At 68.3% G+C, this 21,828-nt stretch carries 19 protein-coding genes and 1 pseudogene; 12 read left to right on the forward strand and 8 right to left on the reverse strand.

Annotation, left to right across the window (positions count from 1 at the left end):
• Positions 1-96 precede the first annotated feature (96 nt).
• A complete protein-coding gene (locus OH809_RS04260) occupies positions 97-552 on the forward strand; it encodes a MarR family winged helix-turn-helix transcriptional regulator (RefSeq protein ID WP_406423854.1) in 456 nt (151 codons plus the stop codon).
• A 206-nt stretch (positions 553-758) separates the two neighbouring features.
• On the opposite strand, the gene OH809_RS04265 is transcribed toward OH809_RS04260, so the two are convergent.
• Positions 759-1,304 carry a DUF1697 domain-containing protein gene (locus OH809_RS04265; RefSeq protein WP_406423852.1) on the reverse strand — a complete coding sequence of 182 codons (546 nt, stop codon included), beginning with the start codon at positions 1,302-1,304 and terminating at the stop codon, positions 759-761.
• A 225-nt stretch (positions 1,305-1,529) separates the two neighbouring features.
• The gene (locus tag OH809_RS04270; RefSeq protein ID WP_406423850.1) at positions 1,530-3,344 is read right to left on the reverse strand and encodes an ABC transporter ATP-binding protein; all 1,815 of its coding nucleotides are present in this window, start codon (positions 3,342-3,344) and stop codon (positions 1,530-1,532) included.
• A 339-nt stretch (positions 3,345-3,683) separates the two neighbouring features.
• On the opposite strand from OH809_RS04270, the gene OH809_RS04275 reads away from it, so the two are divergent.
• Positions 3,684-4,040, forward strand: a complete 357-nt coding sequence (locus tag OH809_RS04275; RefSeq protein ID WP_406423848.1) for a hypothetical protein — start codon at positions 3,684-3,686, stop codon at positions 4,038-4,040.
• 27 nt (positions 4,041-4,067) lie between these two features.
• Here the strand turns inward: OH809_RS04275 and OH809_RS04280 are convergent, their stop codons facing one another.
• From OH809_RS04280 to OH809_RS04290, 3 genes are all read right to left on the reverse strand, one after another.
• Positions 4,068-4,895 carry a hypothetical protein gene (locus tag OH809_RS04280; RefSeq protein WP_406423846.1) on the reverse strand — a complete coding sequence of 276 codons (828 nt, stop codon included), beginning with the start codon at positions 4,893-4,895 and terminating at the stop codon, positions 4,068-4,070.
• Positions 4,859-5,971 carry an ROK family transcriptional regulator gene (locus OH809_RS04285; RefSeq protein ID WP_406514842.1) on the reverse strand — a complete coding sequence of 371 codons (1,113 nt, stop codon included), beginning with the start codon at positions 5,969-5,971 and terminating at the stop codon, positions 4,859-4,861. The genes OH809_RS04280 and OH809_RS04285 overlap by 37 nt, the downstream gene beginning before the upstream one ends.
• 665 nt (positions 5,972-6,636) lie before the next feature.
• Positions 6,637-7,953 (reverse strand): hypothetical protein, encoded by a 1,317-nt coding sequence (locus OH809_RS04290; RefSeq protein ID WP_406423843.1) that lies wholly within the window; start codon positions 7,951-7,953, stop codon positions 6,637-6,639.
• A gap of 206 nt (positions 7,954-8,159) precedes the next feature.
• Between OH809_RS04290 and OH809_RS04295 the strand changes: the two genes are divergently transcribed.
• The 7 genes and pseudogenes from OH809_RS04295 to OH809_RS04325 all read left to right on the forward strand — a co-directional run.
• Entirely contained in the window at positions 8,160-9,128 is a 969-nt protein-coding gene (locus tag OH809_RS04295) for a LuxR family transcriptional regulator (protein ID WP_406423841.1), read from the forward strand.
• A 208-nt stretch (positions 9,129-9,336) separates the two neighbouring features.
• Positions 9,337-9,603: a hypothetical protein gene (locus OH809_RS04300; protein WP_406423839.1), complete on the forward strand. Its 267-nt coding sequence runs from the start codon at positions 9,337-9,339 to the stop codon at positions 9,601-9,603.
• Positions 9,600-9,947 carry a hypothetical protein gene (locus OH809_RS04305; RefSeq protein ID WP_406423837.1) on the forward strand — a complete coding sequence of 116 codons (348 nt, stop codon included), beginning with the start codon at positions 9,600-9,602 and terminating at the stop codon, positions 9,945-9,947. Before OH809_RS04300 ends, OH809_RS04305 begins: the two co-directional genes overlap by 4 nt.
• 674 nt (positions 9,948-10,621) lie before the next feature.
• A complete protein-coding gene (locus tag OH809_RS04310; RefSeq protein ID WP_406423835.1) occupies positions 10,622-11,563 on the forward strand; it encodes an ABC transporter ATP-binding protein in 942 nt (313 codons plus the stop codon).
• Positions 11,560-12,918 carry an ABC transporter permease gene (locus OH809_RS04315; protein ID WP_406423833.1) on the forward strand — a complete coding sequence of 453 codons (1,359 nt, stop codon included), beginning with the start codon at positions 11,560-11,562 and terminating at the stop codon, positions 12,916-12,918. The genes OH809_RS04310 and OH809_RS04315 overlap by 4 nt, the downstream gene beginning before the upstream one ends.
• A 4-nt stretch (positions 12,919-12,922) precedes the next feature.
• Positions 12,923-15,670: an alkaline phosphatase family protein gene (locus tag OH809_RS04320; protein WP_406423831.1), complete on the forward strand. Its 2,748-nt coding sequence runs from the start codon at positions 12,923-12,925 to the stop codon at positions 15,668-15,670.
• Positions 15,671-15,909: 239 nt separating this feature from the next.
• Positions 15,910-16,056, forward strand: a pseudogene (locus OH809_RS04325) (integrase core domain-containing protein); the annotation flags it as partial.
• A gap of 98 nt (positions 16,057-16,154) precedes the next feature.
• Here OH809_RS04325 and OH809_RS04330 read toward each other — a convergent pair.
• On the reverse strand, positions 16,155-16,871 hold the full coding sequence (locus OH809_RS04330) for a GntR family transcriptional regulator (RefSeq protein ID WP_406423829.1): 717 nt from the start codon (positions 16,869-16,871) through the stop codon (positions 16,155-16,157).
• A gap of 334 nt (positions 16,872-17,205) precedes the next feature.
• Here OH809_RS04330 and OH809_RS04335 point away from each other — a divergent pair, with 334 nt between their 5' ends.
• The 3 genes from OH809_RS04335 (at position 17,206) to OH809_RS04345 (ending at position 19,727) form a co-directional block, all read left to right on the forward strand.
• Positions 17,206-17,847 carry a hypothetical protein gene (locus tag OH809_RS04335; protein WP_406514843.1) on the forward strand — a complete coding sequence of 214 codons (642 nt, stop codon included), beginning with the start codon at positions 17,206-17,208 and terminating at the stop codon, positions 17,845-17,847.
• A 225-nt stretch (positions 17,848-18,072) separates the two neighbouring features.
• Complete coding sequence (locus OH809_RS04340) at positions 18,073-19,296, forward strand: glycoside hydrolase family protein (protein ID WP_406423825.1); 1,224 nt, start codon at positions 18,073-18,075, stop codon at positions 19,294-19,296.
• Positions 19,297-19,592: 296 nt separating this feature from the next.
• The gene (locus tag OH809_RS04345) at positions 19,593-19,727 is read left to right on the forward strand and encodes a hypothetical protein (protein WP_406423823.1); all 135 of its coding nucleotides are present in this window, start codon (positions 19,593-19,595) and stop codon (positions 19,725-19,727) included.
• A 23-nt stretch (positions 19,728-19,750) separates the two neighbouring features.
• Here OH809_RS04345 and OH809_RS04350 read toward each other — a convergent pair whose 3' ends face one another.
• Positions 19,751-20,269: a transposase gene (locus tag OH809_RS04350; RefSeq protein WP_406423821.1), complete on the reverse strand. Its 519-nt coding sequence runs from the start codon at positions 20,267-20,269 to the stop codon at positions 19,751-19,753.
• 499 nt (positions 20,270-20,768) lie between these two features.
• Entirely contained in the window at positions 20,769-21,806 is a 1,038-nt protein-coding gene (locus OH809_RS04355) for a formylglycine-generating enzyme family protein (RefSeq protein ID WP_406423819.1), read from the reverse strand.
• Positions 21,807-21,828 lie beyond the last annotated feature (22 nt).

The raw sequence follows: 21,828 nt of genomic DNA on the forward strand, positions 1-21,828 counted from the left end.
CTTTACATGCATGGTGCACGTCTATGAGAGAATGGAGAGCGGGCCGCCCGGACGAGAGCGAGAGCGGCCCGGCGACAGGCAGGAGGCGACAGGCGCATGGCCCGGGCAACACACGAGGTTGAGTACGAGCAGATGCTGCTCAGTCGTCACTCGTTCGTGAACCAGCGAGGCAGACACCGCAAGGACGGGGCCCTGGAGCGCAGCGCCTACATCCTGCTCAGCCGCATTCGCATGCAGGGACCGATGTCGATCGGTGAACTCAGCGACGCCTTCGGACTGGACGCCTCCACCCTGAACCGGCAGACGGCTGCGATCATGCGCACCGGACTCGTGGAGCGCATCCCGGACCCTGGCGGCGGCATGGCCCGCAAGTTCCGCATCACCGACGAGGGCACACGCGTACTCGACAAGGAAAGGGAGGGCATCGTCCGCTCCCTGGACCGGGTCATGGCCGATTGGCCGGAAGACGACATCGCCGCCTTCGCTTCCTGTCTGAGGCGCTTCAACACCGACATCGAACGCCTCGGGGCCCGGCCGTGGCCGCGCCTGTAGACGCGCCCCCCTGAGACAGATATGGGCGGCGAGGGTCGAAGGGCGATACCGGCGAGGCTGCCGATCGGGCCCGGGCTCACGCGAGAAGGGGCGATCGTGAACAGCTCCGGCGAATCCCGGAGATTTCGCCATGCGTCGCCCACCCGCGATTCCCCGTCCGGAATCAGATAGGGGATGCCGGCCTTGGCCGAGCACGGAATTGAGCGTCAGGACGCGCCCTTCTTGGCCGCGTCGAGAATCTTCACCACGGTGTGGAAGTAGCGCGTCGTCGCGTCGCGGCCCAGCGCGCGTTCCTGAAAGCCCTTGGCCGCGGGCGCCTTGCCGTTGATCAGATACCAGACGACAAAGGCGTCGTACTCGGTGCTGCCTATGATCTCCATGTCCTTCTTCGGGGAGATCAGTGGCAGAGCCAGGTCCGAATCGATCCGCTCGGTGGTGAACACCACGCAGCAGCGCATGTCGTGGGTGACCGTGACGTCCTTGAACGGGTCGAGCGCGATCAGCGCCTCCAGTTCCGGGACCGTACGCAGACAGACCGCGACCTCGTAGCCGAGCGTCTCTCCGAGATGGTCACCGATCCGGTCACTGAGCACGGCACGGTCGGTCTCGCCGGACTCGAAGAAGACGTTCCCGCTCTGGATGTAGCTGCGCACGGAGTCGAATCCCATGTCCGTGAACAGGCTGCGCAAGTACTCCATCTTCACCGAACGGCCCGGCACATTCATCCCGCGCAGGAACGCGATGTACAGCAAATCCAACCACCTGTCCGCAAGAAAGGGGGAACCTCGGCGTGCGCCCGACAGCGTAGCGGTGACGGACCGGCCCCGCCCGGGAGACGCGTACGACGGTGTACGGCCCCAAGTCGCCCGCGATCCGGTGGTCCGGGGCGTCGGCCGGGACCAAAAGCTATCTGTTCTCGCTGTTCGACCTGGACTCCAAGACCCTTACCCACCGGGCTGAGGGCTGTCCCGTAGCGTTCAGTGCAGGCCTGCCTGCGGCGCGGGAGTGTCGTCGAGGAAGCCGCCCGACTGGTGCTGCCACAGCTTCGCGTAGGCGCCGTCCGACGCGAGCAGCTCCTGATGCGTGCCCTGCTCGACGATCCGACCGCGGTCCAGGACTACGAGCCGGTCCATCGTGGCGACCGTGCTCAGCCGGTGCGCCACCACGAGCGCCGTCCGCCCGTCCATGAGCCGCCACAGCGCCTCCTGGACGAGAATCTCGCTCTCGGAGTCCAGGGCGCTGGTCGCCTCGTCGAGCAGCAGGATCGGCGCGTCGCGCAGAATCGCCCTGGCGAGGGCGACCCGCTGGCGCTGTCCCCCGGACAGCTTGAGACCGCGCTCGCCCACCATGGTGTCGAAGCCGTCCGGCAGCGCGTCGGCGAACTCCGTGACATGCGCCGCCTCGGCCGCGCGGCGGATCTGGGCGTCGGTGGCGTCCGGCCGGGCGAACGCGATGTTGTCCCGGAGCGTGCGGTGGAACATCGCCGGGTCCTGCGGCACGTAGGCGATCAGGCTGCGCACATCGGCCTGACGCAGCGTGCTGATGTCCTGACCGCCGATCAGGATCCGGCCGGCGTCGATGTCCGTCATCCGCAGCAGCAGCCGGGTGAGCGTGGTCTTGCCCCCGCCGGACCGGCCGACGAGGCCGATCTTCGCCCCGCTGTGCACGGCCAGGTCGAGGCGCTCGAAGAGCGGCACCGCACCCGCGTGGGCGAAGGTCACCTGCTCGAAGCGGACATCGGCGGCCCGGCACAGCAGCGGCTCCGGCGACGCCGGGTCGAGCACGGTCGGCGGCGTCAGGAGCAGTTCGGTGAACTGCGCGGCCTCCGTCATCGACCTCTCCAGGCGGCGGTAGACCTGGTTGAACTCGAACATGATCCGCGTCGCGTTGGTGTAATACGTAAAGGCGACAACGACCGCCTCCACACCGTGCCCACCACCGCCGAGAGTAACCGCGAGCAGCAGGCCCATCGCGTTGGTCAGCACGGACATCGGCGCGACCAGCGTGTCAATCCGCAGGTTGCCGTAGTCCCACGAACGCAACGAGAGCCGCCGCGACTCCGCGACGCGGGACCGGTGCTCAGCGGCCTCGCGTTCCTCAGCGGCGAACGCCCGAACCGTGTCCATGTTCATCAGGCTGTCGGCCACGTGGCCCGACACCCGGGCGATCGCCTCCTCCCGCTGGTCGACGAGCGACTGGCGGCGACGGATGAGGGGCGTCACACACAGCGCCGTCAGCGCGATCATCGCCAATAACCCGACAACGAGCAGCGGTTCGTAGCGCCACAGCACCACGGACCCGAACACCAGCGGCACGAAGCTGCCCACGACCGAGAACGTCAGCGTGTCGACGAACTCCTCGAAGCGGGAGGCGAAGCTCAGGACCCGTTTGGTCAGCGAGCCGGCAAAGTTGTCGTGGAAGAACGCGGCGTCCTTGGCGAACAGTTCGTCCATGCCGATTACGTACAGGTGCTCGATGCCAAGGGCGTCGAGGCGGTTCAGGAAGTGCAGGCCGATACGCCACAGCGTCTCCGCGAGGAGCAGCACGCCGGCGAAGGCAAGGACGTAGGGCAGCGTCGAGCCGATGGAGGTACCGGCGTCGCCGGCGATTCGGCCGACGAGCTTCGCGACGACCAGCGGCGCGATGTAGGCAATGCCGATGTTGCCGAGCGCCGGCAACAGCATCGCGGGCACCGTCAGCCGCCGGAGCCTGGCCAACTCCCGTCCGTAGTAACGAAGTGCGAGGAGCACCGAGCCCCTACCCGGTGCTTCGCGCGATTCAGGCGATCCCATACCAACCCTGTGTGGTCGTGCGGCAGCCCGCCTCGTGCTTCTGCGGGGTGAAGCCGTTGCCTCAGTGGCCGCGCGGAGCTTCAGTTCGAGTGAGTGCGTCGCTCGGGTCGTCATACGGCAGGCGGGGCACGGCGGCAGAGCCCCCGCGCAGCTCGTGGCGACGCATATGTGCGAGTACGGGGAGGCCAGGCCCGGAACCTCAGTGTCCCGCGACAGCCCCGGCGGAGTCCAAGCGTTTTTTGTCAGCCGGCGGCAACCCCGCATACAGGTAAGCCAACCGACGCCGGAGGCGCGAACAAGCGCTTCCAGACGATGTCCGGCCCGAACGGGGAAACGTATGTGCTCCCCGACGACGCAGTGAACGCCATTGCCTCCAACGCCGTCGACCTCGAGCTGTTCAATGTCACCCGGCTCATCAGGGACGGCTACGCCGACTCCCGCAGTGACAGCCTGCCGGTGGTCGTCGGCTATGCGGACAAGCCGTCGGACCCACACTCAAGGCGCGCGCCGACAAGTTGCCCGCCTCTTGGACTCCTTCTCGTTCGTCATCTCCTTGGAGAAGACGAACACGACGACGGCGTACTCCAGGTCCGTGAAGAACAGGTCGGCCTTGACCTGTCCGACAGCAGCGATGCGGCCCGCACCGGAGGTAGGTGCGGGCCGCAGACGCAGAGCGCGCGGGTCAGCGCTGGCTGACCTTCTCCCATCGCTGGCGTCGGACCGTCAGTCGCGTTGGTGGGCACCGATGGTGAGTGGCTGGGTGATCGGGACGTCGTTACCGAAGAAGTCGTGGCCGCCGTTGTCGGGGATAACGGCCCCGGCACCGATGGCGGGGGATCCGTCGCTCAGCCGGTAGCTGGCCGGGTCGACGCCACCGGGAGAGCGGAACCGAGGATCACCGGTGACCGTGTCGGTGGCGTTGGCGGGTGCGGGCAGACCGTAGAACAGGTTGTGGTCGAAGGTCATCCGACCGCTCATCAGGCGGTGCGACGCTTGGCCGGTGCCGGTACGGACAACGAGGTTGTTGGCGAAACGGACGTTACGAGGCTGGGTGTTGTTCTCGTTGACGACGACCTGTTTCACACCGTCGCCGATGTAGATCGTGTTGTTGTGAACCAGGCCAGACTCGATGTTTCCGCTGCAGTTCTCCACGCCACGGAAGTGATCGTTGACGCTGATGTTGTAGCGAACGACGAACTCGCGGATTCCGGTGCTGGTCGGGCACAGCAGCAACCAGCCGCCTTCGTTGTCGTGACTGAGGTTGTATTGGAACACGACGCTACGGGTGGCGTGGTCGACGTCCCACGCCATGCCGTCCAGCGTGGTGTGGCCGTGCGCAGCGACGTTGTGCTGAATGGTGACGCGTTCGGAGTTCGCCGTCCACATACCGGCGTTGTAGGTACCGGAGCGCTTGTTGTACCCGTCCAGGCTGTTGCGCTCCACCAGGGCGTCGGTGTTCATCTTGACCGCGATACCGTCGCCGCCGATGTCGGTGAGGATGTTGCCGCGGACAATCAGGCCGGTGGAGGGGTGCCACGGTGCCGTGCACAACCCTGCCCAGAAGTTGCCGAGTTCGACGCGGTTGCACCAGTTCGACCAGGCATAGATGCCTTCACGGTCAACACGCCGGATCGTGTTGTTGAGAATGCGCAGACCGGTGAACGAGGTGGGTACGGTCGACCCGGCGGCCTCGACGACGATGCCGCCAGAGGCGTTGCCGAACTTGCCGTTCGCCTCCCGAGGGCCGTTGAGGATTCCGTGCACGTCGTGCACGTCGAGCCGGCGCAGCACGATCCCGGCGACGGTGCCGGCGTCCTCGGCGAGGACGTACACGCCCCGTCGGGTGTACCGGAGGCCCCGCGGGCGAGTGTTCCGTTGACCACGATGCCGCTGCCGACGCCGTGGGACAGCGCGACATACACAAGGTCGGCGCAGGCCGGCAGCTCGACAGCCCCCCGCTCCGCGACGGCGGCGAGTCGAATGTTGTGGTCCCAGGTTACGGGCAGGTCGAGCGCCGCCTTCAGACGCTCCACCAGGTCGCCGACGACCGTTTCGTCTGCTGATTGGCCGCCGGCTCCAGGATCGGGATGGTGCCCCGACAGTCCGAGCCCTGCTGCCACCAACCCTTCGAGTTCCAGTCGGTGCGTGCGTGTGACCTTCGTCAGCAGGGAGAGAGCGGCGTCCATCCGTGCCGGCAGTTCGCAGTCGACGCGGACGGGCTCGGTGACGTGTGCAAGGACAGTGCGACCGATGTCGGCCATCGCGACGCTGATATGGCCACGTCCCAGCTCCATCCCGACCGCCGACGCCGCACGCGGATTCAGTTTGATCAGTGTCGTCGGCCTCCCCCGGCTCGACGCCGGTCGCAGCGCGTCGCCCACCACGGCACGACGCCGGACGAGGTCGGCGACGATGGTCGACATCGTGGTCCGCGACAGCCCCGTGGCATCCTCGAGCTCGCGGCGGGAGCAGGGACCACGCTCGACCAGGGTGGTCAGCACCAGCAGCTCATGCCGTCGCCGCAACTCGCGGAGCGCACCGTCGTTCCGCACCGATTCCCGTCCTCTCGCGATCAAGCTGACCAGGCGCTTCCCCGTCCGCAGGCCGGACGGAAGGAGCCAACTCATACCCTGCGCCTGCGAGCCGGTCAACCATTCAGCTTTTTGTTTAACCTCGTTCGGTCCGTGGCCTGCTGGAATGCCGGATTCTCCGGACGGCAGGCGCGGCCGCCTGTGACCCTCGGGCCGTGTTCCACGACGGACGATTCACCACCCTCGACCCGGACCGCCCCACGGCTCGCCCCATCGGCGTCCTGGGCGGCCGGATCGGGCCTTCGGCGCACCCTGGTGGCGCTCCGTCAGGCCGACCTGGGCGCGGCGGCCTCGGGGCACGCACCGCTCGCGCCCTCGCCGGGTCTGGCGGACATCGAACGGCTCGCGGCGGCGACTGCGGAGCGCCCGGGACCGGGTTCAGCTCGTGATCACCGTCTATGAGGCGGGGCTGGTCACGCCGGCTCGCTGAGCGCGTCTCCGGTGGCATCGGTCACCAGGCCGCCTACCGGGCCCGACGCGCCGAGCGGGTACGCGAAGTCGTCCCCACCCCGTCGGGTGAGGATGCGCGCTGGTCCGGCTCCGCGACGCCGTGTCCGGACTGGCGAACAGACGTAGTGCGTCTCGTCGTGATGGAGACGCACGCAAGCGGCCCGGGTGCGCGGCCATGGGGAGGCCGGTGCGCGGCCCCATGGCCGCGCACCGGCTCCGGGCCGCGCACCCGGGGTGACGTCCTCAGGTCGTCAGTTCGTCGCGTCCGGCTTCACGAAGTCGGGGAGCTTCGCCTCGAACAGCTCGTCGAGCTTCATCGACGGCACGATGTGGCCCTGGTTGGCGGCGTCGTTGGCGACGCTCGCGCCCCACGTGGACGCCGCGAGCCGCTGGTTGGGCGTGCCGTGGTGCCCGTTGCTGCGGAAGCTGCAGTCGCCGACCTGGTAGAAGGACTGGGCGGAGCCGAGCACCCGCTTGGTGTTGAGAGCCTCGCCGCGCGAGTGCGTGAGGAAGTACGTGCCGAACGCGTCCGCCATCAGCTCGGTGCGGCGGGTGGCCTCCGGCCCGGTCAGCGTGGTGTTGTCGAACAGGTTGTTCTCGTACTGCACGTGGTGGCCGAACTCGTGGCCGAGGATGGCGCGCGGGGCGGTGTCGCCCAGACCGATGGCCTGCATGGCCTCCAGGATGCCGTCACCCATGACGATGCGGTCGGAGATGCCCAGCGGCTGCGGGTCGCCCTTCTCGGAGAAGGCGAACGCGTTGAAGGTGAAGATCGGGTTGGCGCCGCCCTTCAGTACGGGCTCGGAGTTGATCAGTTCGATGAAAGTTTCGGCAAGGTCGAGGTTGCTCTCGGGCGTGCCGCCGTAGAGCACGGCCAGGGTGCGGGCAGCGCGCTCGGGCGAGGAGAAGACGTCGGCGCCGTGCATCGGCATGAGCTGGATGTCGTCGGAGTAGATGTCCCAGAACTTCTTGAGTTCCTTGGTCTCGGACGTCAGCTGGTTGGTGTATTCGCCGTTGACACCGAAGGTGTTGGCCTTGGACTCGCTGCCGAACAGCAGCGCATCGTACGTGGGGAGGTCGAACCCGCCGAACAGGGAGAGGATGAAAATGACGAACGGGTCTTCGGCGTCATCCAGCAGAGTGTTCGCGTAGGCCGTCAGCTCCGTGCTCTGGCACTTGTAGTCGCCCGGGTTGATGACGCTGTCGCGGATCTCCGTCCACTGGGCGTCGCCTATGCCGTACTTGGCGTTTGCTGTCTGGAGGCGCTCCTGCCAGTTGGCCGGCAGCTTGGCGAGGATCTCGTCGACGAGGGCCTTCGTCTTCGGGTCGAGCGAGGAGGTGTCGATCGCGGAGCCGTTGGCCGCGGCGGTGGCGGCGGTGGCCGTCGTGTCGTTCGCGGCCGCCGCCGGCAGGGCGGCGCCGAGGGTGCAGGTGGCCGCGGTCACGAGGGTGACGGCCCAGGCGAGGGTCTTCTTCACAGGAATCTCCTTGGTCTGCGGAGCCGACGCGTCGGCCGTCCTTGTGGGACGGGTGAGGCGGTTGGCTATGCCGTGGCCAAGAGTCTGCAAAGAAAGCACCTTCTGGAGAAGCCGTCGGTGCTGTCGGAATCCGGCATGGCAGGAAAGTGACAGACGTCATGCACCCATGTGAACGCTCGGTGTGACCATCCCTCACCTGACGAGACGTCATCCCGCGCATCGTCCTACCCGGCGGTAGTCACCATGTGGACGATCTTGACATGGAGTAAGTCGCATATGCGTGCAATGATTCGAATATGCATCCACTCCGTGCCATCGGCCTCACCGCGACCGCTGAGGACGTCTACCTCGCGCTCGTTCAGCGTGGCCCGACGACGTCGGCCGCGCTGGCGGGGATCCTGCGCGTGCCCCCGGGCGCCGTCGGCGCGGCGGCCGGCGAACTGTCCGGCCTGGGCCTGGTGGAACCGGACGGCGGACGGTTCGTCGCCCGCCCCCCGCGTGCCGCGCTCGACGCCCTCGCGGAGATCCGCGCCAAGGAACTCGGCGCCCTGCGGGACAGCGCCGACGAACTCTCCCGGTTCTGGCGCGACCACCACGCCGAAGGCCCTGGATACATCGAGATTGTCCGGACGGAGGAGGCCCGTGAAGCGCTTGCCCGGCGTGTGCAGGACGAGGCGGTGCACCAGGTCCGCGCTCTGTCCATCGGCCCCTCCGGCCGTCTCGCCGCGCCCCCGGAGGTGGCCCCCGGCTGTCTGGAGGCGCTCGCGCGTGGCGTCGCGTACTCAGTGGTCTACGGCGCCCGGGTACTGCGTGACCCGATAGGCCGGGAGGCCATTCAGACCTGCGTCAACCTCGGTGAACGTGCCCGCGTCTTCCCCAACGTCGCACTGAACCTGATGATCTGTGACGACCGCTTCGCCGTTGTCGCCGCACCCGCGCGCGACGCCCAGCGGCGCCACCACATCGCCGTGCAGCGATCGGCCCTGCTCGACGGCCTCATCGGCGTGTTCGAGGCGTACTGGCAGATGGCCGTTCCGCTCCCCGCCGGCGACGAGGTCATGGACGACGTCGGCGCCGCGCCCACCGACGACGCCCGGCAGCTCCTCACCTACCTCAGCGGCGGACTCACCGACGAGTCCATCGCCCGCGAGTTCGGCGTCAGCGAACGGACGGTGGCGCGCCGCATCGCCCGCCTCCAGGAAGTCCTGGGCGCGCAGACCCGCTTCCAGCTCGGCGTCCAGGCCAGCCGCCGCGGCTGGCTCTGAGCGGCGGGACGATGACTGGTTGCGGAGCTTCGATGACCAGATCGATGTCCTCGCCGATCCCGTCGTGCCGAGTCCCGCGCAGGTCAGCCCAGCGCCATGTCAGGCGCCTGCCCGGGCCGACGAAGGCTTGGCTGTTTCATTCGGATCGAGCCGACGTTCGACGAGAAGCCAGAGGACCGTCCGCACGGGGCCGTGTCAGAGTTGGCGCATGTCCGTCGGCATCGATTACCCCGTCTTCCGCACCCCCGACCTCGTCCTCGCCCTGAACACGGCCCGCCGGATGGTGGCGTTCGGTGTCCAGCCGTACTCCGAGGTGTCGGTGGAGGCCGAGCTACCCACCTTGGCCGAGACGACGCGGATGCGTGATGCCCTTCCCGAGGCATGGTTCATGAGCTGGACGGCGCCATTCGATCCGGGGGCGGGCATCCCGGACCTGGCCAGGGGGTTCCCGCCCGGGAGCTTCCCGACGACTTGACGCGTGTGAAGGACTTCCTGCCATTCACCCTCTCGATGCTGGACCAGCCCGTGGGGAGCATCGAAGACCACTTCGCGGCAGTGGTCAGTTCCCACCCGGCCGAGATCCACTGGTCCGCGCTGTCCTGGCCAGAGGCGCCGGAACGCGGCCTCCATGGCGAGGGCAAGCACGCCGAGGTGACGCTCCTACTCAACTGCAACTCCATCGGCCTCGATGCCCGCGCCGACACCCACCTGGTTCTCGTCCACGTCCGGCGCGGCAACCGCGACGGCTACGAAGACCGCTTTGCGGAATGGCTCGCCGAGCAGATCGGGCAGAAGGTCATCGGGCCCCCGCAGCACTGAGGCCATGGCGTTCTTTTCGCATCATCCGATCGTTGGCTCGAGTGTGTCGTTGACTGATGCCCAATGGGCGCAGATCGAGCCAGGGTTCACCGGCGCCGCGCTCCCCCGCGACCGTGCTGGCCGGCAGCGGTGCCGGCCCCGCGCGCCCGGCCGGTCCGCCGCGCCGTCCCGCGCGGCGGACCGGACGAGGGCGGCGTGGTCTGCTGTTCGTCTGCGGGCGGGATTTCACGGTAGGCATGCAGGTGCCGCTGGAGGTCAGAGGTGTTGCCGAACCCGCCGCCTTCGACACTGATGCAGCGCCTGCACAGTGCGCCGTGGGCGCGCTTCGTGCTGGTAGCGCACCGGATTGCGGGCACGGTACTTCGTACGGACTCGGTGCATCCAGGCGTTGCCCAAGTCCGTCTCGATGCTGGCCACTTCGTGCGCACTGACTTGCCGGCGCTTTGTCGTGATCAAGATCCAACCGGCGGCGATGCTCGCGATCGCACGTGTCTGATGGCCCGGTGTGCTCTGCGATCCGGCCAAAGGTGCCGGTCGAAATTTCGACGGCTATCGGCGGGGCATCGGCGCAGCAGATTCCAGTCGTCTCCCGTTCCATGAACGTTCAATCGGCCGCCCCTGCCAGCGTTGTGCGCCGCCCCTAAGGTCCTTGAAGGTTGAGAAAGAAGGGGCTCATGGACACACTCCTCGCAATCCGGGCTTGCGGGATCACCAAGCGTTTCGACGACGTCGTCGCACTCGACGGCATCGATCTGGATGTGGCGCAGGGTCAGATCCACGGCTTGGTCGGACCGAACGGCGCTGGCAAGACGACATTGCTCGGCCTCCTGCTGGGCCTGGCCGTCGCCGACAGCGGCCGCCTCGAGATCCTGGGTACGCCGATCGGGCGGGCGCTCGCCGTTCCCGACGGCGTCGCCGGCTTCGTGGACGGGCCTGGTCTCTACCCCTCGCTCACCGCCAGGCAGAACCTCGCCGCGCTGGCCGCTCTTCGTGGCTACGACGCGCGGACAGCGGGAATCGACGACGTGCTCGACCAGGTCGGGCTCACCGATGTCGCCGACGACCGGGCCCGCGGCTTCTCCCTCGGCATGCGTCAGCGGCTCGGGCTCGCCGCCGCCCTGCTCACCAAACCCCGGCTGCTCGTGCTCGACGAACCTTCCAACGGCCTCGACCCGGCCGGCAAAAAGAACGTCCACGGTGTCCTGACCCGGCTTGCGACGGACGGAACCAGCGTCGTGCTCTCGAGCCACCGCATGGACGACCTCGAAGCGCTGTGCTCCGAGGTCACCATCGTCGCCACCGGACGGGTCGTCTTCTCCGGCCCGTTGAGCAAGCTGGCCGCCGAGGACCGTGAACTCGACTACCGGCTGCTCACCTCCGACCCGCAGGCCGCCCGCGGGCTGGCTGCCGACACGGCCGGGATCCGGGTCGTCGACGACGCCGGGGCACGGCACGACGCCGAGGTGCTCGTCGTGCGCGCGCGGGTGCCCGCCCTCGACGAACTGGTGGTGAGGCTCGTGCACGCGGGCATCGCGGTGCGCGAGCTCGCACCCGTGGTGTCGCCGCTCGAAGCCGCGTTCCTCGCCCTCACCGAGCAGCAGGAGGCCGGCCGATGACCGCGACCATCGCCGACAACAACCTTGGCAGTGCCCGCCGCGTCCCGGTTTCGCGCGCCTACCGCTTCGAACTGGTCAAGCTGGTCTCGCAATGGCGGATCCGCTTGCTGGTCCTCGCCTGCTGGATCGCGCCGGCGCTCTTCGTCGCCGCGGTGAGCCAGCAGAGCACGCTGCCCACCGACACCCTCTTCGGTCGCTGGATGCACGCCACGGGGTGGGCCGGACCGCTGGTGACGCTCGGTTTCGCGGGCACCTGGGCGCTCCCGCTGCTGACTTCGGTGGTGGCCGGCGACATGTTCGCCTCCGAGGACCGGCTCGGCACCTGGCGCCACCTGCTCGTGGCGGTCCGGTCGCCCAGTCGGATCTTCGCAGCGAAGGCGCTGGCCAGCCTCACCGTCATCCTGCTGCTCGTGGCCGGGCTGGCCTGTTCCAGCGCGGCCGGCGGGGTCGTGGCGGTCGGCAACCAGCCGCTGGTCGGCCTCGACGGCCACCTGCTGGCGCCGGCGGACGCCGCCGGTAAGGTCCTGCTCGCCTGGGTCTGCGTGCTCGCCCCGACCCTGGCCCTTGCCGCGGTCGGACTGCTCGGGTCGGTCGCGCTGGGGCGGTCCCCGATGGGACTGCTGCTGCCCGCGCTTGTCGCGCTCGCGATGCAGGTCGCCCAGATGCTGCCGCTGCCCGTCGCCGTGCGCCTCGCCCTGCCCGGCTACGCCTTCATCTCCTGGAACGGTCTGTTCACCAGCCCGGCACAGCTCGGCCCGCTCCTGATCGCCATCGCGGTCAGCCTGGTGTGGGCCGTGCTCGCGACCGCGCTGGCCTACCTGCTTTTCCTGCGGCGCGACTTCACCAACCTGAGCTACGACGGCTCCGGGCGCCGCGCGGTCACCACCGGACTCCTGCCGCTGGTCGGACTGACCGCCCTCACGGTCACGGTCGTCGCCGTTGCGACCCCGTCGATGGGTTCCGGAATCGAGCAGGACAAGGTGCAGCGGTCGGTCGCCACGGCATTCGCCCACCTCTACCGCATACAGACCCAGCAGCTCAACCGCCCCGCCGTCACCGAGGCGCAACTGCGGGTCACGGCGGCGTGCAACAAGAGCGGCGGCCAGGTCGCCCCCCAGGGGCCGGGCAACGACTGGCGTTGCGTCGTCACCTGGCATCTCCCCGGCGTCGAGGCCGCAGGGACGGCCATCTACCAGCTCGACGTCGCCTCAGACGGGCGGTTCGTGGCCGATGGCGACGGACCGAAGGAAGTGAACGGCTACTTCCTGGTGCGGACCCCGACCGGAGACGCACCGAACCCACTTTGGCAGTTCGACGGCAACGTCGAACTGCTGCACACCACCCCGAAGGGATAATTCCATGCAGGTAACACGGCAGCGTCGGATCAACGAGAAGGAACAGATCAGCCTTTTCGGTAGGCGCGTCGGCCGCCGGACCACTCTGGTAACGGCGGGCATCGCTGTCGCTCTCGCCGTCACGGGCACCGCTGTTGCCCAGACGCACCAGTTCGGCACCCAGCAGGTCGGCCAGGTCACCGCTGACGGCCAGGTCGTCTCTGCCGACCAGTACATCGCCCCGTACGGCAGCCGCACCGTCATCAACGACGGCAAGATCATGTCGTCCTCGGTCAGCCCGGACGGCACCCACCTCGCGGCCTCGGTCACCGACGGTGGGATGGCGCTGGTCGTCATGGACCTCAAGACCGGGCAGGTGAAGCAGCGCGTCGGCAACAACGCGGCGGCGGACCTGCGCATCAGCGGCAACGACGTCGGCCAGGAAGGCCCCACGTACTCGCCCGACGGGGCGCAGCTGTGGCTGGGCCAGACCGACGGCTACACCAAGTTCACCGTGAACCCGGACGGCAGCGTCGCCAACCCGACGTCCATCAAGATCCCGGCCGACGGCTCCAAGCACGCACTGGTGGGTGCGGCGGTGTTCTCGGCCGACGGCTCCACCGTGTACTCCGCGGTCAACGGCCAGAACCGGGTGGTCGCCATCGACGGGGCGACCGGGACCATCAAGCAGAGCTGGACCGTGGGCAACGCCCCCCGTGGCATCGCCATGGTCGGCAACAAGCTCTACGTCAGCAACGAGGGCGGGCGTCCGGCCAAGGCCGGCGACACCACGATCAACTCCTACGGCACCCAGGTGCCGGCCGACCCGGACACCGGTGCCACCACCACCGGCACGGTCAGCGTCATCAACCTGGCGGACCCGTCCGCCGCCGTCGGGAGCATCGACGTCGGTCTGCACCCGACCGCGGTGTACGCCAAGAACGGGGCGGTGTTCGTCACCAACACCGCCGACAACGACGTGTCGGTCATCAACACCGCCAACGACAAGGTCGTGCAGACCATCGCCACCCGGCCGTGGCCGGAGGCGTCGGTGGGCTACGAGCCCAACGCGGTGACGCTCACCGACGACGGTCACCTGCTGGTGACGCTCGGCCGCGCCAACGCGGTCGCCGTCTACCGGTACACGTCCCCGCAGGAGCCGGCCGGCTACGTCGGCCTGCTTCCGACGGACTACTTCCCCGCGGAGATCACCACCGTCGGCAAGAACGTGGTCGTCTCCAACACCCGTGGTATCGACGCCCGCCGCCCCACCAACAAGGCCGGGCACGGCACCCACGACACGACGTCGAGCCTGACGCAGTTCACGCTGCCGGACGACGGCGTCATCAAGTCCGAGACCGGCAAGGTCTTCACCCAGAACGGCTGGCACGGCGGCTCGGTCACCCAGGGCACGGGCGACGCGAAGCCGGTACCGGTCCCGGTGAAGCTCGGCGACCCCTCGACGATCAAGCACGTCTTCCTGCTCGTCAAGGAGAACCGGACCTACGACCAGGTCTTCGGTGACATGCCGCAGGGCAACGGCGAACCGTCGCTGGCGCAGTTCGGCGAGAACGTGACGCCGAACCAGCACGCACTGGCCAAGCAGTTCGGGCTGTACGACAACACGTACGACATCGGCACGAACTCCGCCGAGGGTCACAACTGGCTGATGCAGGCCGACAACCCGGAGTACACCGAGTCCTCGGCCGGTGAGTACAAGCGCAGCTACGACACCCAGGACGACGCTCTCGGCCACCAGAAGTCCGGCTTCATCTGGACCGGTGCGCAGGCGGCCGGGAAGACCGTGCGGGACTTCGGCCAGTTCCAGTCGTTCGAGAGCAAGCCGGCCGGCGCGAGCTGGCAGAACCTGTACTGCGACGCCAAGAACATGGACGCGACCGGGCAGAAGACCGCCTACCCCATACAAACGGGCTCGGCGATCCCGTCGCTCAACAAGGTGTCGGTGCCCGGCTTCCCGAAGTTCGACATGAACGTCCCGGACGTCTACAAGCACGAGATCTGGAAGCAGGACTTCGAGAATAACGGTCCGGCGAACCTGAACATGTTCTGGTTCTCCAACGACCACACCGGTGGTCCGACGAACTCGGCCGCCGCGGTCGCGGACAACGACCTCGCGGTCGGCAAGATGGTTGACGAGATCTCGCACAGCAAGTACTGGAAGGACTCGGCGATCTTCGTCGTCGAGGACGACTCCCAGGCCGGCCTCGACCACGTCGACGGCCACCGTGCCCCGATCCAGATCATCAGCCCCTGGGCGCAGCACGGCAAGGTCGACAGCCGCTACTACTCGCAGATCACGATGATGCGGACCATCGAGCAGATCCTCGGGATCCACCCGATGAACCAGAAGGACAGCGCGGCCAGCCCGATGCGTGGGGCGTTCACCCAGCACGCGGACTTCACGCCGTTCACCGCTCTGCCCAACCGGACCTCGCTGACCGATGGTCTGAAGACCCCGCCTGCCTGCGGCCCGGACACCCCGGCGCCGCAGAACCCGAGCGCGGCACCCGTGCCGTCGGCGAAGGTGCCGGCGGACAAGCAGGCGCTCGCGGCAAAGTGGGACAACTGGAAGTCGCATCAGCGGCTGACCGGGCCCCACGCGGTGCCCGACTTCGCGAACCCCGCGCAGATGAACCACTTCACGTGGTACGAGACGCACGACTGGAAGAAGCCGTACCCCGGCGAGGACAAGATCTTCGCACCGGAGGACGTGCCGGGCGCCTACATCCCGTCGGCGGAGAACGACGGCTGACATAGGCTGATCGCGAAAAGGAGCCCCTGGCCGGCGTCACCGCTGGCCAGGGGCCGTCTTCTGTCTCCTGTATGGCAAAGAGAGGCAGCTGAAGCGCCGACGCGTGGCGGCCCATCGGGCAAGCGGCGGTGAGTGCGGGTACGCCATCGGTGGCGCTGCGCAGGACGAGAAACGAGGGACGAGGGACGACCGCACGTCGTAGCCGGTGATCTCGCAATCTCCGCGCCCAAGCCTGGGCCAACGAAAGTGAAGCCCGCCTCGACCTGTTCCGCTGGCTGCACCACTACAACACCCGACGCCGCCACGCCAGCCTCGGACGCCACAGCCCCATCGCCCATGAAACCCCACTCGACACACCATCAACTACCCTGACCCCAACCGCATAAGCCGTGTCCAAGATCAGGGGTCAAGCCCCCTTCCGCAGCTGTGCCGGGATCAGGGCAGGCAGGGCGCTGTCTCGGCACGGTGACCCCCTGTGCGTGAGTCAGGAATTCGTCTCGTGGCTGAGCTGGCGCTCGAGGCTGTGTGTCAGATGCTCCGCCATGGCTTCCGCGGCGCGATCGGACTTTCTGCGCAGTATGGCCCGGACGACTCGTTCGTGTTCCGCCAGCGTCGGGTCCTCGGTCACCTTGACGTTGGTGAGCCGGAAGACGTGCAGATGCGAGTGGAGCCGCTCCACCGCGTCCGCGAGCAGCGGCCGATGCGATGCCTGGGCGATTGCGTCGTGTAACCGCTGGTCCAGAGCGGCGAAGTCACGGTAGTCCGCGTACCGACCGGTCGGCCCCGGATGCGCCCGCATCTCCTCCACGATCCGCTCGATGGCGTCGAGCTGTTCCTCGGTCGCGTTGGTCGCGGCCAGCGCTGCGGCCCTCGGTTCCAGCAGCAGACGCATCTCGAAGAGTTCCTCGAGCCCCTGGCGGGTCAGCAACTCGGTCGCGCGGTATCCCGAAAGAGATCGTTTCACCACCAGACCGTCGGCCTCGAGCCGGGCCAGGGCTTCGCGCACCGGGGTCGGCGACACGCCGAGGGTACGCGAGAGGGCTTCGATTCCGACCCGGGCACCTGGTGCGATCTCGTGGTCCATCACCCTGGCCTTGATGTCCTCGTAGACGCTGTCCGAGAGCACCTGCCGGGCAGGAGGCGAGCCCTGATTCCCGCTCGGCTCCCCTGCGCTGCCTGCGGAACGGTCGGGCGGCGGCATCCGTTCTCCTGCTGCTCGGGGCTTGTCGGGACACTCGCAGTTTAGCGAGGTGACGACAGAGCCCGGGATGGTCTCGGACGTGAGACGGTCCCGAGTGCCGTCGGACCGGGGTCGCCCCGTCGAACGCTCGACATCGGTGATCAACCCTGGCCGAACATCTGCCGCCGCGACCCGAGGCCGTCGATCTCGAGTTCCGCCGTGTCCCCGGCCCGGAGGTGAGGCGTGCCGGGGAGTCCCGCGGCCACCCTGGCCGGATTCCCCCGTTCACCGTGTCACCGGGCTCGAGGACCATGTACTGGCTGAGGTACCGGACGACGAGCTCACATTGAAGGTCATGTTCTTGGTGGTGCAGTTCTGTCGCTCCCGGCCGTTGACGCTCAGCCGGGAGAGGTCGGACAGCCGGCTGTCGTGCGGTCGGCAAGTCCCCGAACACACCGAAAGCGTTGTAACCGCGCGCGGCAAGCGTGGACAGCAGGTTGTTCTGCTTCTGCTGGTCCCACTCGGCGGTCTCGTCGAAGGTCACACCGCCGAGCTGGTACTCGCGCCGGGCATTCGCCCCAGCCTGCACGGCTGGAAGCAGTGGTGTGCGCCTCCCGGCACAAGGGCGACCTTGGTGCCCTTGACATCACCCAACTCGGCCGCCCCGCCGCCGGGTTCGCTCCTGGAGGCGACAGCTGGGGCGTCGGACCGTTCGCCAGAGTTCTTCAGGGTGCAGGCCGACGAAGCCGTGGCGAGGACCGTCACGGCGAGCATGCAGCGAACAAGGCATCTGGAAAGAGCTGCTTCATCGCTGAACCTCGCTGAAAATTCGATAGGATTTCTCGCGCGGATGCTGCGCTGGCGCGATCCCTGCGTCAAGGGTCCGAGCGGCGCAGCCGGTACGGCGAGGGCGCCTGGGCGCGGTTCACGCGCCGAGGCCTACAGCACGGCGGGCTTCAACTGGTCCCGGTTGGATCTCTCCTGCCTCACATCTTGACGTTCTGCCGGTAGTGGAAAATCATATAGGAAAACTCCCTTACCCCGCAGCAGGGAGACCTTCCCATGCCTTCGAGAGCACGGTTGATCGGCACCCTGGCGATCGCCGTACCTCCGACAGCCGCAAGAGCGGCCCCGCCGCCCGGCAGCGAGGTAAGGGCAAGTTGAGGAATCGTCAAGGGGCCGATGCACGACGAAGAGCCCCAAGGACCGAAAGGAGCTGGCCTTGACCGGCAGCAATGGCATGACGCGGCGCAGAGCGCTCACGACGATATCGGCGGCCGTGGCCGCCACCTCCCTCAGTGGACCGGCGGCCCTGGCCGCCACCTCCCTCAGTGGACCGGCGGCCGCCGACGAGGTATCCGGACCATCCTCCCCCGATTTCCAGGCATCGATCCAGCCGGTCGACCCAGCGGTGCAGATCTTCGGTACCGACGGCTGGTACACCTGGGGCGGCACCCCCATCCGCGGCCGCGACGGCGCGTACTACCTCTTCTATTCACGCTGGCAGCACGGTTCGGCCGGCCGCGGCGACGACCCCTCGGAGAAGATCTTCTACGGCTTCAGCGGTTGGCTGAAGTACAGCGAGATCGCCGTCGCGGTCTCCCCGGGCCCCCAGGGTCCGTACCGGCACTTGCGAACCGTCGTGCAGGGTTCGGGAGACCCCGGCCGCTGGGACCTTTACAACGCGCACAACCCGCACATCCGCTACTTCCGAGGCCGCTACTACCTGTACTACATCGCCAACAACCCGGCGAACACCCCCGAGCCGTGGTACTCCCAGCAGCCCTCTCTCTGGCTGAAATACCACGCCGGCCAGCGCATCGGGGTGATCAGCGCCCGCACCCTGGAGGACCTGATCGCCGGCCGCGGTACCCGCAGTGACGTCCCCATCGCCGGCCCCGACTACGTGAACACCTTCCAAATGGTGGTCAACCCGTCCGTCACCGAGGCCCCCTCAGTGGGCGGTCGGCCCCGCTTCCTCATGACGTACAAGACCTGGAACGCCAAGGGCGTCTACATCACCGTCGTCGGCGAGTCCGACCGTCCCGAGGGCCCATTCCCTTACACCGCCACCGCCCTAGGCACGACCGAGACCCAGGCGGAGGATCCGTATCTCTGGTACGACCATGCCGACCGCCGCTTTTACGCGATCGTCAAGGACTTCTATAACGGAGCCGACCGGTCCCACGCGCTCACTCCCCAGTTCGGGGCGCTCGGCCTGGTCACCTCGAAGGACGGCCTCGCATGGGAGCCGGCCGAGCACCCGGTGGTCTCGCTGAGGCAGTTGAGGCTCACCGACGGCTCGCTCATCAGTCTCGGTTCGCTGGAGCGACCCCAGCTACTCTTCGACGACAACGGCCGCCCGATGACACTGCATGCCGCCATGGCCCGCGGCAGCGCCGCCGCTGGAACCCAGAACGTCGCCATCCCGTTGCGTTGGCCGTAAGAACGCAGTCCGTGATGCGAGACCGCATCAACGCCTGCAGAGGTACGGCCTGATCGCCCAGGGGGACGGGCGGGAACGTCTCCGGGTGGTGGTTCGGTGGGTTTTGCCAGTGGGCAGGCCGTCCCAGTGGCTCTCCTCGACCACACACCCCCAACCAACGGCCCCGCTGGTGCATGGCCAGCAGGGTCTTGCCGCTGGTGTCGGGTGGGAATGGACGCCAGCACCATTGGACGCTTCTATGTCCAGTCCCTCACCCTGCGGGCCGCCGGGATAGTCATCGCTGCAGCAGTGACCCCATGGTCAATGAGGTGGAGCGTCGCGGCGCCGCCGAAGCCCTCGACGGCGCCGTGGCCCTCGAACCGAGCGTCAGGACCATCATCGCAGTGCTGCCGGATCGCTGGGACGTGCTGCGTGCCCATACGCCGTGTTGATGGCGCTGAGCGCGCCCGGCGGATCAACGCCGCTGCAGATCTCCTGAAGGTGGGTGCGTCCGCCGCTGGCGTCGCTCACGGTCGTAGCGGCGGGTCGGTTCGCGGGCGAGGTCGGGGTCCATGGCGGTCTGGCCGGTGGTGCGGGCCTGCTGGCAGGCAGTGTTCGCGTCGGTCAGAGCGTCGGTGGCGGCCTTGGCCCACACCTGCCCTTCCGGGTCGGCGTGGTGGATGCCGTCCAGGTCGCGTAGCAGATGTGCGTTGTACAGCGCACGGGCGGTGCCGTAGCGCTGGTAGCAGGTGAAGGCGTCAGCGACCACGGTTCCGGTGAACAGCGGCAGCACGCCTGCGGCCTGGATGCCGGCGTGGCCGCGCTTGGGGTGCGTGGTGTACCAGGTCAGCGTGGTGGTGCAGGCGACGTGGACCCAGTGCAGGGCGGCGGCCACCCGGATGCCGGACTCGTCGAAGTGCGCTACGGGTGCCTGCTGGGGCAGGACGGCCGCCTGCGCGCTGAAGGGGACGAGCTGTTCGCAAGCCCGGCGCAAGACAGTGTCCAGGAAGCCCTAGGAGAAGAACGCGCCCGCCAGCTCGCCGGCCGCGTCCGCGCCGCGCGCGCTGGGCAGATGCTCGGCGACCAGCAGGTAGATGGCCGGCGCGTGGGCGCCGGACCGTACTGGGTCGGAGCGTTGACACCCTCGGGGGCCGCCGCGCAGGTGCTGTGCCCGCAGCCGCAGCGCAGTTTGAGCATCCGGTGCTCGGTCACGGTCGTGCGCGGGTCGGGCAGGTCGAAGACCTGGCCCCAGGCGAAGCCGACCGGCTCGGCGTCCACACCGAGCGCGTCGCCACAGCCCGCGCAGGCGGCAGGCCGGTGCCAGACGATCTCGTCGGGGTCCGCCACCCGCTCCAGGTTGCTGCCCCGGTGCCCCGGCTGGGCGACGCTGCTCGTCGGCCGGGGTCCACCCGGGTGGGCGGGATCTCGCTGTCGCCTTTCGTCGCGCGGCGGCACCGAGAGGCGGAATCGGGCAACTCAGGGAAGGAGGCAGGTCAGCCGGAGTAGGCGCAGCGGAATCCGGTGTGACCGGCGGAGCTGTCGGGGGCATTGGAGGTGCGGGCGGCGACCCGGTAGCGGTTGCAGTAGGAGCGGTGGCACATGTGGGAGCCCCCGCGCATCACCCGGGTGCTGCCACTGGGTGGGCCGGTCGGGGCGATGCGGGTCCGTGGGGTATCGGCGGCGTGCCAGTGGGGACTGAACCAGTCGAGGCACCACTCCCATACATTGCCTGTCATGTTGTGGAGTCCGTAGCCGTTGGGGGGAAAGGCGTTGACGGGCGCGGTCGAGAGGTAGCCGTCCACGGCGGTGTTGCGGTGGGGGAAGTCACCCTGCCAGATGTTGCAGAGGTGGCGGCCTTGGGGGGTGAGCCCGTCACCCCAGGGGAACCGTTTGTGCTCCAGCCCCCCGCGGGCGGCCCGCTCCCACTCGGCCTCGGTGGGCAGCCGCTTTCCGGCCCAGTCGGCGTAGACGGCGGCGTCGTGCCAGGAGACGTGTACCACGGGGTGGTCCTGGCGGTCGTCGATCGAGGAGCCGGGCCCCTCCGGGGCCAGCCAGCAGGCGCCGCGCACGGCGCGCCACCACGGTGCGCCGGGGACGCTGCCGTTGATGACGTGCTTGCCGGCGTCGGGATGGACGAAGCCGGCGAAGACGTACGACCACTCGTACCGCTCGGCCTCCGTGACGTATCCGGTGGTCTTGACGAAGCGGGCGAACTCGGTGTTGGAGACGGTGGTGGCGTCGATGTGGAAGGGACGAAGCGTTACCTGCCGCACCGGGCCCTCGCCGTCGCCGGGGATGGCATCGGGGTCGTTTCCGCCCATCCAGAAGGTGCCGCCAGGGATGGCGACCATGCCTCGCAGGATCTCCTGGCGCTCCTTTACGGGAACGGGGGACGGGAGCGTGTCCGTCGCGCGCGCCGCCGCGGCGATAGGGATCCAGGTGTCCGCCTTGGCAGGCTTGCGGTGCGGGCCGCAGCACGCACCGCCGCCGGCCAACGGCAGGGGCGTGCCCGGCGAGATGGTGTCGGGCATCGCGGATTCCTTTCTCCGCCGC

The sequence above is a fragment of the Streptomyces sp. NBC_00873 genome, assembly GCF_045207415.1.
Classification (GTDB): Bacteria; Actinomycetota; Actinomycetes; order Streptomycetales; family Streptomycetaceae; genus Streptomyces.